The organism is Massilia cavernae, from assembly GCF_003590855.1.
GTDB classification, from domain to species: Bacteria; Pseudomonadota; Gammaproteobacteria; order Burkholderiales; family Burkholderiaceae_D; genus Telluria_A; species Telluria_A cavernae.
This window is the reverse complement of the sequence record NZ_QYUP01000168.1, coordinates 1-17,291: the sequence shown is the minus strand read 5'-3', so window position 1 is coordinate 17,291 and position 17,291 is coordinate 1. Positions and strand designations below refer to the sequence as shown.

The following is a 17,291-nucleotide window of genomic DNA, read 5'->3' as shown; positions in this document are numbered from 1 at the left end:
CAACCTGCTGGGCGACGAAGTTAACCAGCTCGCCCGCCTTGACCCTGGAGGTCGCGTCGGCGGTCACGCCGGCGATCAGGCTGACCTTGCCGTCTGCCACGCTGGCCAGAACGATGGCCGCGGTCTTCAGCTTATCCTTCAGCTTGTCCATGGTCTCGCGCAGGCCTGCAACGTCGGCGCCGTCCAGCATCGCCGCCAGCACCTTGATGCCGTTGACGTCGACCGCGCTGGCCACCAGCTCGTCGCCCTGCCCCGCAGCCATCTTCGACTTCAGCGCGGCCAGTTCCTTCTCCAGCGACTTGACCTGATCCTGCACCTGGCCGATACGCGCGGTCAGTTCGTCCGGGCTGGTCCTGAGCGCGCCCGCTGCTTCCTGCAGGCGGCGGTTCATGCCCTGCACCAGCGCCAGCGCGCCTTCGCCGGTGACTGCCTCGACGCGGCGGATGCCCGCTGCGACGCCGCTTTCGCCGATGATCTTGAACAGGCCGATGTCGCCGGTGCGCTTGACGTGCACGCCGCCGCACAGCTCTTTCGACGAGCCGATGTCCAGCACGCGCACTTCGTCGCCGTACTTCTCGCCGAACAGCGCCATCGCGCCATGCTTGACGGCGTCGTCGAACGACATGTTGCGGGCAGCGGTCGGATGGTTCTCGAGGATCTCGCGGTTGACGATCACTTCGACGCGCGCGATTTCGTCGGCGGTCAGCGGCGCATTGTGGCTGAAGTCGAAACGGGTCTTGTCCGCATCGACCAGCGAGCCCTTTTGCTGCACATGGCCGCCCAGCACTTCGCGCAGCGCCTTGTGCATCAGGTGCGTTGCCGAGTGGTTGCGGATGGTGCGTGCGCGCTTGACTTCATCGACGTTGGCCGCGACCGCTTCGCCGACCTTGATGGAGCCGGTCTTGACCTCACCGTGGTGGCCCGGCACGTCGGCCTGGATCTTCAGCGTGTCTTCGACATCGAACTGGCCGGCCGCGCCCAGGATCACGCCCTGGTCACCCACCTGGCCGCCCGACTCGGCGTAGAACGGAGTGGTGTCGAGCACCACGATGCCCTGCTGGCCGGCTTTCAGTTCCTGCACCTGCACGCCATCAAAGTACAGCGCGATGATTTTCGAATCGTGCGCCAGCTGGTCGTAGCCGACGAACTTCGACTTCTCGCCGGAGTACTCGACGCCGGCAGCCATCTTGAACTTGCCGGCTGCGCGCGCGGTTTTCTTCTGCTGTTCCATCGCGGCTGCGAAGCCTGCTTCGTCCAGCACCACGCCGCGCTCGCGGCAGATGTCGGCGGTCAGGTCGAGCGGGAAGCCGTAGGTGTCGTACAGCGTGAAGGCGGTGGCGCCGTCCAGCTTCTGCGGATCCTTGCCCAGCTGCGCTTCCAGGATCTTCATGCCGTTTTCCAGCGTTTCGCCGAAGCGCTCTTCCTCCGCCTTCAGCACCTGGGCCACGCGGTCCTTCGCTTCGGCCAGTTCAGGGTAGGCGGTGCCCATTTCGCCGGACAGGTCGTTCACCAGCTTGTAGAAGAACGGCTTGGTCTGGCCCAGCTTGTGGCCGTAGCGCAGCGCGCGGCGGATGATGCGGCGCAGGACATAGCCGTGGCCTTCGCTGCTCGGGATCACGCCGTCGACGATCAGGAAGGATGCGGCGCGGATGTGGTCCGCGATCACGCGCAGCGACTTGCTTTCGAGGTCGGTGACGCCGGTTTCGCGCGCGGCCGCCTTGATCAGCGCCTGGAACAGGTCGATCTCGTAGTTGCTGTGCACGTGCTGCAGCACGGCGGCCAGGCGCTCCATGCCCATGCCGGTATCGACGCAAGGCTTCGGCAGCTTGTGCATCACGCCCGCTTCGTCGCGATTGAACTGCATGAACACCAGGTTCCAGATTTCGATGAAGCGGTCGCCGTCTTCGTCAGGCGAGCCTGGAGGGCCGCCGGCGATGTCGGCGCCGTGGTCGTAGAAGATCTCGGTGCACGGGCCGCATGGGCCGGTGTCGGCCATCTGCCAGAAGTTGTCCGACGCGTAGCGCGCGCCCTTGTTGTCGCCGATGCGGATGATGCGCTCGCGCGGCACGCCGATTTCCTTTTCCCAGATCTCGAAGGCTTCGTCGTCTTCCATGTAGACGGTGACGGTGAGCTTATCGGCCGGCAGCATGTAGACCTTGGTCAGCAGCTCCCACGCGTACTGGATCGCGTCGCGCTTGAAGTAGTCGCCGAAGCTGAAGTTACCCAGCATTTCGAAGAAGGTGTGGTGGCGCGCAGTGTAGCCGACGTTTTCCAGGTCGTTGTGCTTGCCGCCGGCGCGCACGCAGCGCTGCACCGAGGTGGCGCGCGAGTACGGGCGGGTGTCGGTGCCGATGAAGACATCCTTGAACTGCACCATGCCGCTGTTGGTCAACAACATGGTCGGATCGTTGCCCGGAACGAGCGGGCTCGAACGGACAATCGTGTGGCCCTTGGATTCAAAGAACTTGAGGAATTTGTCGCGGATTTCGGATGATTTCATGTTGTGGGGGCGAGTTCGGGCAGCATGCTATAAAAAAACGATTATAGCGTAGGTCAGCGTACGAAATCCGGCCCGATCAAATCGATCCTGTCGGTGCAAAACGCATCCACGCCCCAGTCGAGGATTTCGCGCGCCCGCACCGGATCGTTGACGGTATAGCAAAACAGTCCCAGCCCGGCATCCCTGGCCTCGCGCGCGAACTGGGGCGTGAGCCGCTTGTGGTTGGCGTGGATGGCGACCGCGCCCAGCGCCGCAGCCTGCCGCACCCAGTCGCGCGGCGGCTCGTCAACCAGCAGTGCGCGCGGAATGTCGGGCGCGGCCAGCGCCGCCGCCTCCAGCGCTTCGAAGCTGAACGACGAGAACAAGGGCAGCTGGAGCGGGTCGTCGGCGGCGATCTGCAGGCCGAACATGGCGCGCGTCAGGGTCGCCACCGCCCTGCCCGTCGCCACTTCGAAGCCGGGCGCCGGCTTGATCTCGACATTCATCCAGATATTGTGTTCGCGGCAGCTGTCGACGAACTGGGTGTACAGCGGCACCTTTTCGTCGCGGAAGCGGGGCGCGAACCAGCTGCCGGCGTCCATGGCCACCAGTTCGGCGGCATCGTAGTCGTACACGTTGCCGGAACCGGGCACGGTGCGGCCAAGGAAAGGGTCATGCATGACCACCGGCACGCCGTCGCGCGCCAGCATCACATCGAATTCGACGGCGTGGAAACCGTAGGACAGGCCGCAGGCAAGCGCGGCCAGCGTGTTTTCGGGGGCGAGCTTGCCGCCGCCGCGATGGGCTAAAACCTTGGGATAAGGCCACATGGTGGAATCCGGGTCGGTGATACGAACAACGTTAACACATTCCCTACGCGAGCAGAAGGCCAAAAAAGCCAATCAGCATCGCCACGTTGAGGCCGGCCGCCAGCCTGAAGCGAAGCTGGAACGCGGCTTTGGCCGTCTTGTGGCGCAGCCAGCGCTGCGCCAGCAGCCCGCCCGGCCAGCCGAAGGCGAATCCGGACACCAAGAGCGACGACTCGGGAATCCGGCGCCGCCCCGCCCGCGCCGCGGATTTATCCAGCGCGTGCATGGTGAAGCAGACCAGGCTGGCAACGGCATACAGGCCCAGGATGAAACCGATCAAAGCCTCTTGCATGCGTGTCCTAGTGTCTTGCGGAAACATTGAGCTTACGCCATGGCACAGGGCCACGCAAGCAGGCATGCATGGTCCGATGGTGAGATGCCGTACAGATCAAAACCCGATCGAGGCCTACGCTTGCACCTTGGCATTGACCGTCCAAGGGCGCGCAATGCCTTTTTCTTCCTGACTTTGGAGGTCGACATGAGTTTCGATTTAGGCAGTTTGCTGCAGCAATACCTGGGTGGCGCCGAGAATGCGAATAACGACCGCGCCGCGGACGATTTCGACCAGTTGGCGCAAAACGCGCCACGCGCCACCGTGGCGCAAGGTGTCACCGCGGCATTGCGCTCCGACCAGACGCCGCCCTTCCCGCAGTTGGTCGGCCAGATGTCCGGCCAGGGCGACCCGAACCAGCGCGCCGGCATGCTGAACCAGCTGCTGGGCTCACTTGGCCCGGGCGTCCTGGGTTCGGTCGCGGGAGGCGCACTGGGCAATCTGTTCGGCGGCAATGCAGGCCAGCAGCCTCGCATCACCCCTGAGCAGGCCGCGCAAGTGACGCCTGAACAGGTACAGGAAATCGCAGCCAGGGCCGAGAACGAGAATCCCAGCATCGTCGACCGCATGGGCGACTTCTACGCGGAAAACCCGACACTGGTCAAAGCCATCGGTGGCGCTGCACTCGCCATCGTGCTGGGCCAGGTTGCACAAGGCATGCGCCGTTAAACTTTAAGGAGCTAGACATCATGGGTATCCTCAGCAATATTTTCCGCAAAATCTTCCCGTCCAACCACCCTGCCGCCGCCCAGGCCAAGCCGCAAGGCGCGCCGGGGTCGATGCAGTCGGGTCAACCGCAGGTTGCCCAGCAGACCGCGCGGCCGGCAGCGCCGCGCCCGGCCGCGCCGCCGCCGGCCGCACCGATGGAAATGGTCGACGTCGAGGCGATCCTGACCAAGATGGAAGCTTCGGCCGGCCAGACGCTCAACTGGCGCTCGTCCATTGTCGACCTGCTCAAGCTCCTGAACCTCGACAGCAGCCTGCAGTCGCGCAAGGAGCTGGCGCAGGAGCTCGATTACAAGGGCGACACCAACGACTCGGCCTCGATGAACATCTGGCTGCACCGCCAGGTGATGAACCGCCTTGCGGCCAATGGCGGCAAGGTGCCGGCCGACATGCGCGACTAGGCATCAGTCGGCAAGGCTCGCATTGCCGTGCGAGCCGCAGGAAAAGCAGAAGCGCGCGAACGCGCTTTTGCGCGTGCTGCACTGGCGGCAGCGGTCGAACAGGCCGATGCCGCAGTGCGGGCAGAAATCGGTCGCGCCGTCTTTCAGGTCGACGGCGCGCTCGCAACCCGGACAGACCGATTTCGACAGGCGCGCCACCGCGGTGTCATAGCGCAGCGTCGCGCGCCGCGCGGTGTCGGGCATCGCTTCGGATGCCTTCTGGCGATCCAGGTAGCGCTGCAATGAAATAATCGCGAAGCGTCCGACGATCACCGTCAATACGATGCCGACCGCATAGCGCACATAGCCGCCGTAACTGGGCAAGTAAGGCACCAGTTCGACGAAGAAGGCGAATCCGGCGAAGAAGATGAATCCCCATACGAACGGCCAGTAGCGGCTTTGGCGCTTATGCGCGAACAGCCAGCCCGCGATCAACAGCAGCGGCAAGGTCAGCGCCAGCCGGTACAGGAATACGCGCAATTCGCTCGCACGCCCGGCGCGTTCGGCTGCCCGGATGGCCGGCTCTTCCAGCTTGCGCCACGCCTGCGCGGCGCGCTCGCGCGACTGCGAGGCATCGAGCATCGCCTGCTGCTGTGCTTCCACAGCGGCCAGCGCGACGCGTTCGGCGGCCTTGAGCCCATCGAGGTCGCGCGTGCGGGCAATCAGCTCCGGATCCTGTTCGGGGCGCTCGGTGGCCTTGCGGGTGCGCAGCCAGTTCGAGGACGTCTGCTCCGCGCTGCGCGAATTCGACTGGGCAGCCTCGTGCCGGAGCCGCGCCTGGTCGTGTGCGGCTTGCGCGTTTTCCAGCAGCGCCCTGGCCCGCTCGGCCGCCGCTTTCACTTGCGGGCCCTGAACCGGATCGATGTAGTGCGAGACCAGCACGGGTTCCTCGACCCGCCACAGGTTGTGTACGATCTTGCCGCCGAGTCCGATCAGGAAACCGGCAAAGATGATGGCGACCAGCCACAGGCCGCGCTGCATCCATTTTTCAGTCAGGCGAAGGCTCTTGCTCATTTCCGGCTCCAGCAATGTTGTCGATACTAAAGGTTTGCACGATCCGGACGCGGTGACAAGACTGGCACGCCCGTGTACTGTGGCGCGACCGGCGGCATCATGATTTGCTACGCCGAGCCGGAATTGGCGCCTTGACCATGACATGGCCACATGAAATACTCCGTGCGAGCCCAACCGGGCAAAAGCCCACTCCAGGAATTTGCACATGAGATTATTTTTTGCCTTGCTGTTAGCGTCAGGCACCGCGCTGGCCGATGATGGATCGATCTTGCGCTGCCGCGACATCGGCGACGCCGCCAAGCGGCTGGCCTGCTACGACGCCATCGCCATCGCCATCACGCCCGGCGCCAAGCCTGTAGCGGCAACGCCCGCCCAGGCCCGCCATGCAGCGGAAAAATCGTTCGGGCTGGTGAAGAAGGAAGACGAGATCGAAGCGATCCAGAGCCACATCCCCGGCAGTTTCGATGGCTGGGAAAGCAGGCAGCACATCAAGCTGGCCAACGGCCAGGTCTGGCAGATCGTCGACGACAGCACCGGCGTCGTCTACGGCAAGGACCTGAAGGTGACTGTCGAGCGCGGCGCGATGGGCGCGATGTATTTGCAGATCGAAGGAACCCGCAAGTCGCCGAAAGTACGGCGCGTGCAATAACAGCCAGGAAAGGAGCCGGACGCGTAGCGCCCGCAGCCGTCAAAGTGAAAAAGTGTTTTGAACTTTGGTGTTGGTCCACGGTCAAACTCCATAAGTGCTTCAGTATGCGATTACGCGCTGGGGCATGAGTCACCTGTACCGTTTTTTCCGATCCGCAGTCGCCTTAGGCGAGGTCGAGAGATATCCTGCGGATTGAATAAGAAGCTGGGCTGTTTTCAGTCCGGCTTCCGTCTGGGGCATCAGACGCCAGCAGTGGGAATCCCCTTTCGTTTATACGAAGGGGAGGATGTCAAGGAGCTGGAGTTCTACGCCCACAATCCCGAGATCGCGCATACCGCGCTGCAGGCCCTGTCCGACAGCCGCACGTGGCAGCGCAGCTGGACGTCCACGCTGGTTCAGGATCCGAACTGGGAGAAGGCGACGCCTGTCGTCAAGCTCTTGCCGCCGGCGAGCGCCTGACGTCACCGCGGCGGTGCACGGCCCGCGTCACGCGTGGGCCGGCCGCCGCTTCAATAACAGCGTGCTCCCCGCGAGCATGGCTGCGGCGGCCAGCAGGCCGCCGGAAAAACCGGCGCCACCGGCGCCGACCGTCAGCGGGCCGATGATCTGGCCGGTTGCAAACGCCGCCGTCATCGATGCGATCACCACCCCCGCATGTTCCTGTGCCGCCTGCCTGGCTTCCAGCAGCGCCACCAGCGTGATGACCATGAACGTCCCTCCCACGCACAACGCCGCCGCGAATACCGACAAGGCATGCGGCCAGGCGACTGGCAGCACGATACCGGCCGCCATCACAAGATTGGACGCTGCCCACAAGCGGCGATTGCTGAAATGCTTCCTGAGCGGCGCGACCGCCAGCGTCGAAATGGCTGCCGCCAGTCCGAAGACGGGCCACGACCACGCGAAGGCGGCCGAGCCGTGCAGGGCTTCCTTTGCCATTACCGGCAGGAAGGTGGCGGGAATGATGTAGCCGAAGCCGAAGATGCCGTAGCAGGCGACGAGGCGGATGGTGTTGGCGTTCCAATGAAATGGCTTGGACGGCGCATTGGCTGGTGCGGCAGCTTTCGCGGGTGAAGTGCTTGAGAACACGCGCCAGGCGAGGCCCGTGACGGCAAGCGATACCGCGCCGAGGCCTATCCACATCGAGGTGGAACCGGCGTCCAGGCGCATCAGGCCGATGCAGGCCAGGCCGGCCAATGCGATGCCGATGCCGACGCCGGAAAAGACCAGGTTCTGGAGAAACGGCCGCTGGAAGACGGCGAGGCGCACCATGCTCCATGCTGAGACAGCGATCATCACCCAGGCGCTGGCGACGCCGGCAAGGAAGCGGAGCAGCATCCAGGCAGGGAAAGCGTGAATCAGGCCCATGGCGAGCGTGGCCAGGCCGGTTGCCAGCAGGCCGGCGCGGATCATTTGTTCTGGACGGGTGCGGAAGACAATCGCGACCAGGGCGCCGACAAGGTAGCCGGCGTAGTTGGCGGAGGCGAGCCAACCGCCTTGCGCAAGCGCGAGGCTCGCGTCATTCAGCATCACCGGGAGGATGGGGGTAAAGGCGAAACGGCCGACGCCCATGGCGATTGCCAGTGCGGCCAGGCTGGCCAGGGCAAGGGAAATTGAGGTAGGGTTGGCGGCGTGGGTGCGCGAAGCCGATAGTGCCGGGGGATGTGGGTCCATCGGTCAAGTTTAACCGGATGTGGCGCGGGGCGTTGGGGAGTGGCCGTTCGGGGACAGACCACGATCTCCCTCGAGTTGGTGGTCTGTCCCCGAACTGATGAAAATCAAGGACTTAGCAATCGGGGTCTGACCCCGATTAGAGGGTCTGACCCAGGGTCTGACCCCGATTATAGGTCTGTCCCGGACTTAGAAGTAGCTCAGGCCGAGGGCGCGGCGGACTTCGTCGGTGGTGCGGGCCGCGACTTCGCGCGCCTTCATCGTGCCTTCCTTGAGCACTTGCATGACGTAGCCCTTGTCCTGCGCCAAGGCTTCGCGGCGCTCGCGGATCGGGCCCAGCATTTCCTGCAGCACCACTTCCAGGCGCTTCTTGACGATGCTGTCGCCCAGCCCGCCACGCACGTAGTGCGCCTTCATCTCTTCCAGCGCGGCCTTGTCGTTGTCGAAGGCGTCGAGGTACATGAAGGCAACGTTGCCTTCCAGGTGGCCCGGGTCCTGCACGCGCAGGTGCAGCGGGTCGGTGTAGACCTGCTTGACCGCCGCGCGGATCTCGTCCGCCGTGGCGCCAAGGTTGATCGTGTTGCCGAGCGACTTGCTCATCTTGGCTTTGCCGTCGATGCCAGGCAGGCGCCCGATCTCGGGCACCAGCGCCCTGGCTTCCATCAGGATCTCGCAGTTGTACATGCGGTTGAAGCGGCGCACTATTTCGTTGGTCTGCTCGATCATCGGGATCTGGTCTTCGCCCACCGGCACCAGGCTGGCCTTGAAGGCGGTGATGTCGGCGGCCTGGCTGGCAGGATAGGTCAGGAAGCCGGCCGGGATGTCGCGCTCGAAACCGCGCTGGCGGATTTCTTCCTTGACGGTGGGGTTGCGCTCCAGCCGTGCGACGGTCACCAGGTTCAGATAATAGAATGTCAGTTCTGCCAACTCTGGAATCTGCGACTGGATCAGGATCGTCGTGAGCTTGGGATCGATGCCCACGGCCATGTAATCGAGCGCTACTTCCACCACGTTGCGATGGACCTTGCCAATGTCGTCCATGTTGTCGGTCAGCGCCTGTGCATCGGCCAGCATCACGAACTGTTGATAGCTGTGCTGGTACGCCACGCGGTTGCGCAGGCTGCCCACGAAGTGGCCAAGGTGCAGCGGCCCGGTCGGGCGGTCGCCGGTAAGGATAACCGGGAGGGTGTTGGTCTGGTTTGGCGGTGTCATCGAAGTTCCTCTGGATTGCCCCGATGCCGCCGCGCTAACGAAAACGCCGCCCATTCGAGGCGGCGTCTATATGCATCACATTGCTGTGGTACGGCCGCGCGCAGTCAGCGGCGCCACCAGATTACGCAAGCAAATTGTGACCGGAATAAATTCATGCCCGCATCGTTACAGTTTCCCCGCCATCTGTCAAGAACAGACCTCTCCCCGCCATCCTGTGAACTTTCCGGTTTTGCAGGGCATCTAATTCTTGAAAGTTTCCCAATAAAAACAACGAGCTGGACTGTCCGCCCCTTTCGCATAACCAAAACGGCATAATTCATGAACAACAGCAAGAAGTCCGAACACGCGCCGCTCGAATTGTGGGGCGGCCTTGAATGCACGGTCAATCGCGTTTATGACGATTACCACAGCCAGGTGGACCGCAATGGCCATGCCCACCGCACGGGCGACATCGCCCAGTTTGCCGCCCTCGGCATCCGCGCGATCCGCTATCCCATCCTGTGGGAGCGCACCGCGCCCGATGGCGTCGCCGACTGGGCATGGCCGGACGAACGCCTGCCCGCCCTGCGCGCGGCCGGCATCACCCCCATCGTCGGCCTGGTGCACCACGGCAGCGGCCCGCGCCACACCAGCCTGGTCGATCCCTCCTTCGCGCCGCAGCTGGCCGAGTACGCCGGCGCGGTGGCCGCGCGCTACCCCTGGGTCGAGTACTACACCCCGGTCAACGAACCCTTGACGACTGCCCGTTTCAGCGGCCTGTACGGCCTGTGGTATCCGCATGGCCGCGACGACCTCACCTTCCTGCAGGCGTTGCTGGTGCAATGCCGGGCGGTGGTGCTGTCGATGCGCGAGATCCGCAGGCATAACCCGAACGCCAAACTGATACAGACCGACGACCTCGGCAAGACCTACGGCACCCGCGAAATGGCGCAGCACGCCGAGTTCTACAACGAGCGGCGCTGGCTGGCGTGGGACCTGTTGTGCGGCATGGTCGGCCCGGAACACTTCATGTGGGGCTACATGACCGGCAGCGGCATCGCGCCCGACGACATCCTGTGGTTCCGCGACAATCCTTGCCCGCCGGACATCATCGGCGTCAATTACTACGTCACCAGCGAGCGCTGGCTGGACCACCGTCCGGAACGCTATCCGGAGCACACACGCGGCAACATCGGCGGCACGCCCTGCGCCGACATCGAATGCGCGCGCGTGCTCGCCACGCCGACCGCGGGCATCGGCCCGCTGCTGCAGGAGGTGTGGGACCGCTACCAGATCCCGCTGGCGGTCACCGAAGCCCACATCGACTCGCACCGCGAAGATCAGTTGCGCTGGCTGCTGGAAATCTGGGAAGCGGGCAAGCAGGCGCAGCTGAACGGCGTCGACCTCCGCGCCGTCACCGTCTGGGCGCTGCTCGGCGCGTTCGACTGGAACAGCCTGGTGACGCGGGCGCAGGGCTACTACGAACCCGGGCCGTTCGACGTACGCTCGCCGCAGCCGCGCACCACCGCGCTGGCGCCCATGATGCGCGAACTGTCCGACAACCGCCCCCTGTCGCACCCGGTGTTGCGCGGCCAGGGCTGGTGGCGCAGGCCCAGCCGTTTCACCTGCCCGCCGATCGCGACACAGTCGGCGCTCACTTCCATTTCGGCCGACGGCCACCGGCTGGTCGGCAAGGACGCGCGCCCCATCCTGATTACCGGCGCGACCGGCACCCTGGGCCGCGCCTTCGCCCGGATCTGCCGCGAACGCAACCTGGCCTACCAGCTTCTGGGACGGCAGGACATGGATATCGCCGATCCCGGTTCGGTGGAACGCGCCCTCGCCCGCTATCAGCCGTGGGCGGTCGTCAACGCCAGCGGCTATGTGCGGGTCGACGATGCCGAGAACGATGTCGAGCGCTGCTTCCGCGAAAATACCCACGGGCCGGCCGTGCTGGCCGGCGCCTGCGCATGCCACGGCGTGCACCTGACCACTTTCTCCAGCGACCTGGTGTTCGACGGCCGCCGCGGTGACGACCGCCGCGGCGATCCGTATGTCGAGACCGACTCGGTGTCGCCGCTCAACATCTATGGCCGCAGCAAGGCCGAAGCCGAGACCTCGGTGCTGGAGCGCCACCCGGGCGCGCTGGTGGTGCGCACCAGCTCCTTCTTCGGACCGTGGGACCAGTACAACTTCGTCACCCAGGCGCTGGCCGCGCTGGACGGCGGCGCTGTTTTCCGGGCCGCCAGCGACATCATCGTGTCGCCGACCTATGTGCCGGACCTGGTGCACAGCTGCCTCGACCTGATGATCGACCGCGAATGCGGCGTGTGGCACCTGACCAATGGCCAGCCGGTAACGTGGGTGGAACTGGCCACGCGCGCGGCCGAACTGGCCGGGGTGGATGCGAGCCGGCTCGAGCCGCAACCGAGCGCGTCGATCAGCTATGCCGCGCGGCGGCCGCTGTACAGCGCCCTGCACAGCGAGCGCGCGGTGCTGCTGCCGAGCCTGGACAGCGCGCTCGGCCGCTTCCTGACGCAGCGCTCCCAGCCGGTGCAGGACGCCGAGGTGTGTTACCCGGAGCCTTTCGTCGAGCTGTACCACGCCAAGCATTTGTGACCGCGCACCTGCGTGACGGTGGCGCCAACCGCCGCGCAGGCCGCTTTCCTCCTCAGTGTGGCCGGGCCTTCAGGTACTCCTCGATCTGGTGCCCTTCAAACCAGGCAATGTCCTTCGGTATCTCTTCCTGCACCGCCCTGCGCGACTGATCGCTCAGGTTCTCCCTGATCAAGCCAAGAAATTTCGGCGGTGCGATCACGGTCAGTGCATCGAAGCGGTGCTCGACGCAGGCCTTGTCGATGTAGTGCCCCAATTGCTTGGAGAACATTTCCACATCATGCTGCTGGTTGGCCTCGATCTCGCGCTCCGTCTGGCGCCCTTCTGGATTGACCATGTCCTCGATCTCAAGCAGATGGCTGGTGTCTTGTTCCAGTTCGAAAATGCGTGCGCGGCTCGAGTCCGCTGCGATAACCCATGTGGTTTGCATACGCTTCTCCCTCATTCATTGAACAGGCAACGACGCCTGCAAGTCCAGTGTAGCGCGGCGCCGGAAAATGCGAAGCCAATGGCGTGCGCGCCCGTTTTGACGTCCTCCCGGCCCTAAAGGACCGGGATTCCTACTACCAGCGTCGCACGTCCGCGACGGAGAATGTTCTTGGCGGCATTCACATCACGATGGTGATGCTCGCCGCATTCCAAACAAGTCCATTCTCTTACTCCAAGATCTTGCAGTCCTTTCGGCCCGCTGCGTGCGAAGCACGCAGAACAGTCTTGGGTGGAATACGCTTCATTGACCTCATCGAACCATACGCCTGCGCTATCGCATTTATAACTGAGCATGGTTCGGAATTGCGACCACCCTGCATCCGATACGGATTTCGCCATCCGCGTCTTGGCCAGCGCGCCCGCATTCACATTGCCAACAAAGATTGCACCATGCCCTACAACCAGCCTGGCGCTTAATTTGTGATTGAAATCCCTGCGTTTGTTTGCAATCTTCGCGTGGATATTTCTTACTATCCTCTTCTTTCCTGCGCGCTGAGCCGTCGCCAGTCGCGCCTCAGCATCCCGATAGATGTGCTGCACCTCAATCACCTCGCCGTCCGAGGTGGACGCAAAATCCTTCAAGCCCAAGTCAATTCCGATTGAGCGCTCCATGCGCGACGCGGCCGGCCTGTCGAGCTTGACAGAGATATTGATGTACCAACGACCACGAGCATCCTCCGAGATGGAGCCAGCGCCCAATGCGTACTTGGCAAGGCCGTAGCTGTCCCACAGGCACAGCGGTGCATGGATACCTGACATCCACAGTTGCCCGTTCCTGTAACTTAACGCTGTTGCCTTGAACGGCACCCAGCCCAATGATCGCCTGGGCCCGCGCGACACCCTCCAGCGCAGCTTCAGTTTCTTGGATTGTTTACGCCGGGCAGCGAATTCTTCCGAAATTGCCTGGATAGTCTGGGAGTGCAGTGGGATGCCGGCTTTGCCGGCACCCTTGGTGTACTTGGCAAAATCATAGCCAGACATGAAGCGGCGCTCGCGCTCCCACACTTTGAATGACAAATCGTTGCAGTAATTCCAGACCATATTGACCAAATAGGATTTTTCCCGAAGCGCCGCCGCGTGCTTATCTTTCAGCCTTAGCCGAAGCACGCGTGTTAGCAGACCAGTCTGGGATTGGCAAGCGCGTGGCATCATTGTCGAAATTACTGTATGAATATCCAGTATATCAAGATTAAAGTCAAAGGCAAGGATGCTTTCAGCATCCCGCCCTTACATCCCCCACCTGAAGGAAGGGGTATTACGCGCTGTCGGATAAAATGCTAACGTGGGCTTGCGGCTGCCCTGCCACCATTCCAATACGAGGCTTCATCCAGTGCAAGAGCAACACGCCTTCCCGTTTCTTAGGGAAACCCTCCTCTTCCTCGCGCTTGCAGGCATCCTGATTCCCCTGCTGCAGCGCTTCCGCATCAGCCAGGTGCTGGGATTTCTCGCCGTTGGCGCGCTGTTCGGCCCTTTCGGCCTGGCCCTGTATGCCGATGACTTCCCCTGGCTAAGCTGGCTGACCTTCCCGGCCGAGGAAGGCGTGCGCTTGCTTGGCGAACTGGGCGTGATGTTCCTGATGTTCATGATCGGGCTCGAGCTGTCGGCGGCGCGCCTGTGGGCCTTGCGGCGCTGGGTGTTCGGCGCAGGCGTGGCCCAGGTCGCCGTGTGCTCGGCCATCATTGGCGGGGTCATCATGCTGAGCGGCCATACGCTGGAAACCGCCATCATTCTCGGCGGCGTGCTGTCGCTGTCGTCCACCGCGGTCGTCATGCAGCTGATGAACGAGAGCCACAACTCATCCACGCCACTGGGCATGGCCTGCTTTTCGGTACTGATGCTGCAGGACCTGGCCGTGGTGCCGCTGCTGATCCTGATCGGCGCGATGAGCAACAGCACCGGCCAAGACCCGACCTGGCTGATCGCCAGCGCCATGCTCAAGGCGGGCCTGGCCATCACGCTGATCTACCTGCTCGGCGGGCGCCTGCTGCACCCGCTGTTCCGCGCCTTCGCGCGCCAGCGCCAGCCCGACGTGTTCATGGCGCTGATCCTGCTGTCCACGCTGGGCATCGCCGGCCTGTCGGCCGCGGCCGGCCTGTCGATGGCGCTTGGCGCGCTGATTGCCGGCCTGCTGCTGGCCGAAACCGAGTTCAAGCATGAAATCGAACTGATGATCGAGCCGTTCAAGGGCCTGCTGATGGGCCTTTTCTTCATGACGGTCGGCATGAGCATGGACCTGCGCCAGATCGCGCTCAACCCCGGCTGGCTGCTGGCGGCCGTGTTCGCCATGATGGCCCTGAAAGGCACGGTGGTGGCCGCCCTGTTCCGCTACGGCGGCCTGAGCCTCGGCCGCGCGATCGAAGGTGGCCTGGTGCTCGGCCAGGGCGGCGAGTTCGCCTTCATCGTGATCGCCTACGCGATCGCCGGCAAGCTGGTCGACCCGGCGCTTGGCCAGCTGGTCATGCTGGCCGTCGGCCTCAGCCTGTTCCTGACGCCGGTACTGGCGCGCATCGGGCGCCTGCTGGGCGATACGATGGAGGCGCATGACGACGAGATCGCGGCCGGCCACGACGGGCCGGCGCTGGAACACGCGCGCGGAAGGATCATCATCGCCGGCTTCGGCCGCGTCGGCCAGCAGCTCGGCAAGCTGCTCGACGCGCAGGGCATTTCCTTCGTCGCCTTCGAAAACAATGCGCGGCTGGTCGCCAAGATGCGCAAGCTGGAGCAGCCGGTGTACTTCGGCGACGCTTCGCGCACCGAACTGCTGCGCCGCGTCGATGCCGGCTCGGCGCCCGTGATCGTGCTGACGATGGACCATCCGATGGCGGCGCTGCAGGCCGTGCGCGGTATCCGCCGCGAATTCCCGGAAGTGCCGCTGCTGGCCCGTTCGCGCGACGCCAAGCATGCGCTGGCGCTCAAGCAGGCCGGCGCCACCATCGTGGTGCCCGAAACGCTGGAAGCGGGCCTGCAGCTGTCGGCCTACGTACTGGAAGAGCTGGGCCTGAATGAGGAAGACATCGACCGCATCGTCGACGACGAGCGCGACCTGTTCAGGGCCACGCTGGCCGAATCGGTGCGCACCACGCACCAGCCGTAGGCCGGCCGCTCAGGCCAGCGCCAGCCCCGCCGCGCGGTAGCCCCACCACGAGGCTTCCTCGAACAGCGAGAATCCGGACAGGTCGCCGTGCGCGAACAGGATCGGCCCATCGGCCTCGCGCAGCGCCCTGGCGCCCGCATTGGCGCGGAAGCCGGGCGCGGGAACGGCCATCGCATGGCCGCGCAAGGTGATGTCGGCGCGCTCCACGCAGGCGGCGAACTTCCATCCGTATGCTGCCTTCAGGTCGGCCGCCGCCAGCTCCACGATCTCGCCGGCGGTGGCGCTTTGCATCCATCTGCGCGCATCCTGCGGACTGCGATCATTCAGCGCGACGTAGGAGGTGAACACCGTCCTTGAAGGCGGCGCCGCGCGGATGTCCTGGTGGGTCGACACCACGTAGCCCAGCCCGCGCCCGCCGTAGACCACGTTGTCCCAGGCCAGCGGCGCGCCTTCCAGCTCATGTGGGAAGTCCTTCATGGTGAAATTGGCGACCAGCCAGGGCGCGTACACCGGCATGTCGCGATGCACGTCGAAACCAAGTCTACCTATGCCTTCGACCACCCGCGCCGCCACGTGCAAAGGCATCGCGCAAATCGCCTTGCGCGCGCGCACGTAGAAAGTGCGCGGCGCCCCATTCTCCAGCGTGAAGCACAGGGCTTCGATGCCGCCCGCGGTGCGGCGCACCGACATCACGGTGCCGGCCATGCGCCGCGCCTTTGAGACTTGCGCCATCGCGCTGGCGACCGGCTGCAAACCTCCCGGCCAGGTGAGCCAGGCGCCGTCGCCGGCATTGGCGGCCTGGCCGGTGCGGCTGCAGAAGTAATGCAGGCCCGCCCACGCGGACACTTTGCCGGCATCCGCGCCGTAGTCGTCGCGGCAGCAGTAGTCCATGTACCAGAGCAGCGCCGGCGAGCGGTAGCCGTTGCGGGACAGCCAGCCGCGGAAGGTCAGCGTGTCCAGTTCATCGAAGCGCGGGTCGCCGGACGACAGCGCGCTGGGCATGGCGAACATGCGCCGTCCGTCCGCGCCGCGTGCCTGCCGCAACTGCTCGACTTGCGCGAAGAAGCGCTGGTGCTCGCGCAGTTCGTCCGCGCCCAGGCCTTCGGCGGGAATCACGGCGTCATGCCACGATCCATTGAACAGCAGGCGCTCGTGCGGTGCGTGCAGCAGCGCGGCCTCGTCGTAGTATGGCTTGTCCTCCAGCGCACCGCCCTTGATGATGCCGAGATCGGCCAGCAGTTCGCGCACGTGCGCCGCTTCCGGCCCCGGCAGCGGCAGGTAGTGTGCGCCGGTCGGATACGCCAGCTCGCCGCTGCGCCCGCCCGCCGCGTTCCCGAACGGCTGCGGGCCGTCGATCATCAGCGCACCCGGGTGCCCTTGCTTGCGCAGCTTCCACGCGGCGGTCAGCGCAGCGATGCCGGAACCGAAGATCACGATGTCGGTGTCGATCGCCTCGCGCGGCGCGGGCAGGCTGCGCCGGTCGCGCAGGAAGTGGCCTTCCGCCATGCCCGGATAGTGCAGCGTAGGCGCGATCTCCTGCCAGCGCATGAAGGCGGCGCCGCTGCCAAGCGCCGTCGCGCCCGCCGCCGCGGCGCCGAGGAAGGAACGGCGGTCCATCAGCGGATCACCTGGCGCCAGTCCTGCTCGAATTCATGCACCAGCGACTGGGTATTCAGGCGGTTGGGCGGCATATCGCGGCGCTGCATGTCGGGCGGAAGCTGA

General features: G+C 64.6%; 15 protein-coding genes. 6 read left to right on the top strand and 9 right to left on the bottom strand.

Going from position 1 to position 17,291, the window contains the following annotated elements:
• From alaS to D3872_RS22285, 3 genes are all read right to left on the bottom strand, one after another.
• On the bottom strand, positions 1 to 2,500 hold a 2,500-nt coding region (alaS, locus tag D3872_RS22295), incomplete at its 3' end, for an alanine--tRNA ligase (RefSeq protein ID WP_119812841.1).
• A gap of 53 nt (positions 2,501 to 2,553) precedes the next feature.
• Positions 2,554 to 3,309: a glycerophosphodiester phosphodiesterase gene (gene ugpQ, locus D3872_RS22290; RefSeq protein WP_119812840.1), complete on the bottom strand. Its 756-nt coding sequence runs from the start codon at positions 3,307 to 3,309 to the stop codon at positions 2,554 to 2,556.
• Between the two features lie 43 nt (positions 3,310 to 3,352).
• Positions 3,353 to 3,640: a DUF1294 domain-containing protein gene (locus D3872_RS22285; protein WP_119812839.1), complete on the bottom strand. Its 288-nt coding sequence runs from the start codon at positions 3,638 to 3,640 to the stop codon at positions 3,353 to 3,355.
• A 186-nt stretch (positions 3,641 to 3,826) separates the two neighbouring features.
• On the opposite strand from D3872_RS22285, the gene D3872_RS22280 reads away from it, so the two are divergent.
• A complete protein-coding gene (locus tag D3872_RS22280) occupies positions 3,827 to 4,348 on the top strand; it encodes a hypothetical protein (RefSeq protein ID WP_229459477.1) in 522 nt (173 codons plus the stop codon).
• A 20-nt stretch (positions 4,349 to 4,368) separates the two neighbouring features.
• Entirely contained in the window at positions 4,369 to 4,806 is a 438-nt protein-coding gene (locus D3872_RS22275; RefSeq protein ID WP_119812838.1) for a DUF3597 domain-containing protein, read from the top strand.
• 3 nt (positions 4,807 to 4,809) lie between these two features.
• Here the strand turns inward: D3872_RS22275 and D3872_RS22270 are convergent, their stop codons facing one another.
• Positions 4,810 to 5,859, bottom strand: coding sequence for a zinc ribbon domain-containing protein (locus D3872_RS22270; protein ID WP_119812837.1), 1,050 nt, complete (start codon positions 5,857 to 5,859; stop codon positions 4,810 to 4,812).
• A gap of 205 nt (positions 5,860 to 6,064) precedes the next feature.
• On the opposite strand from D3872_RS22270, the gene D3872_RS22265 reads away from it, so the two are divergent.
• Complete coding sequence (locus D3872_RS22265; RefSeq protein WP_119812836.1) at positions 6,065 to 6,508, top strand: hypothetical protein; 444 nt, start codon at positions 6,065 to 6,067, stop codon at positions 6,506 to 6,508.
• Between the two features lie 192 nt (positions 6,509 to 6,700).
• On the top strand, positions 6,701 to 6,967 hold the full coding sequence (locus D3872_RS22260; RefSeq protein ID WP_119812835.1) for a hypothetical protein: 267 nt from the start codon (positions 6,701 to 6,703) through the stop codon (positions 6,965 to 6,967).
• 27 nt (positions 6,968 to 6,994) lie between these two features.
• Here the strand turns inward: D3872_RS22260 and D3872_RS22255 are convergent, their stop codons facing one another.
• The gene (locus D3872_RS22255; protein ID WP_119812834.1) at positions 6,995 to 8,182 is read right to left on the bottom strand and encodes a YbfB/YjiJ family MFS transporter; all 1,188 of its coding nucleotides are present in this window, start codon (positions 8,180 to 8,182) and stop codon (positions 6,995 to 6,997) included.
• Between the two features lie 186 nt (positions 8,183 to 8,368).
• The gene (gene trpS / locus D3872_RS22250; RefSeq protein ID WP_119812833.1) at positions 8,369 to 9,391 is read right to left on the bottom strand and encodes a tryptophan--tRNA ligase; all 1,023 of its coding nucleotides are present in this window, start codon (positions 9,389 to 9,391) and stop codon (positions 8,369 to 8,371) included.
• A 318-nt stretch (positions 9,392 to 9,709) separates the two neighbouring features.
• On the opposite strand from trpS, the gene D3872_RS22245 reads away from it, so the two are divergent.
• Positions 9,710 to 11,989 carry a family 1 glycosylhydrolase gene (locus D3872_RS22245; protein ID WP_119812832.1) on the top strand — a complete coding sequence of 760 codons (2,280 nt, stop codon included), beginning with the start codon at positions 9,710 to 9,712 and terminating at the stop codon, positions 11,987 to 11,989.
• Between the two features lie 52 nt (positions 11,990 to 12,041).
• Here the strand turns inward: D3872_RS22245 and D3872_RS22240 are convergent, their stop codons facing one another.
• Both D3872_RS22240 and D3872_RS22235 read right to left on the bottom strand, forming a co-directional pair.
• The gene (locus D3872_RS22240; protein ID WP_182915896.1) at positions 12,042 to 12,416 is read right to left on the bottom strand and encodes a host attachment protein; all 375 of its coding nucleotides are present in this window, start codon (positions 12,414 to 12,416) and stop codon (positions 12,042 to 12,044) included.
• A 113-nt stretch (positions 12,417 to 12,529) separates the two neighbouring features.
• The gene (locus tag D3872_RS22235; protein ID WP_119812842.1) at positions 12,530 to 13,624 is read right to left on the bottom strand and encodes an RNA-guided endonuclease InsQ/TnpB family protein; all 1,095 of its coding nucleotides are present in this window, start codon (positions 13,622 to 13,624) and stop codon (positions 12,530 to 12,532) included.
• Between the two features lie 181 nt (positions 13,625 to 13,805).
• On the opposite strand from D3872_RS22235, the gene D3872_RS22230 reads away from it, so the two are divergent.
• Positions 13,806 to 15,569: a cation:proton antiporter domain-containing protein gene (locus D3872_RS22230; protein WP_119812830.1), complete on the top strand. Its 1,764-nt coding sequence runs from the start codon at positions 13,806 to 13,808 to the stop codon at positions 15,567 to 15,569.
• A gap of 9 nt (positions 15,570 to 15,578) precedes the next feature.
• Here D3872_RS22230 and D3872_RS22225 read toward each other — a convergent pair whose 3' ends face one another.
• Positions 15,579 to 17,186, bottom strand: a complete 1,608-nt coding sequence (locus D3872_RS22225; RefSeq protein ID WP_119812829.1) for an NAD(P)-binding protein — start codon at positions 17,184 to 17,186, stop codon at positions 15,579 to 15,581.
• Between the last annotated feature and the right edge of the window lie 105 nt (positions 17,187 to 17,291).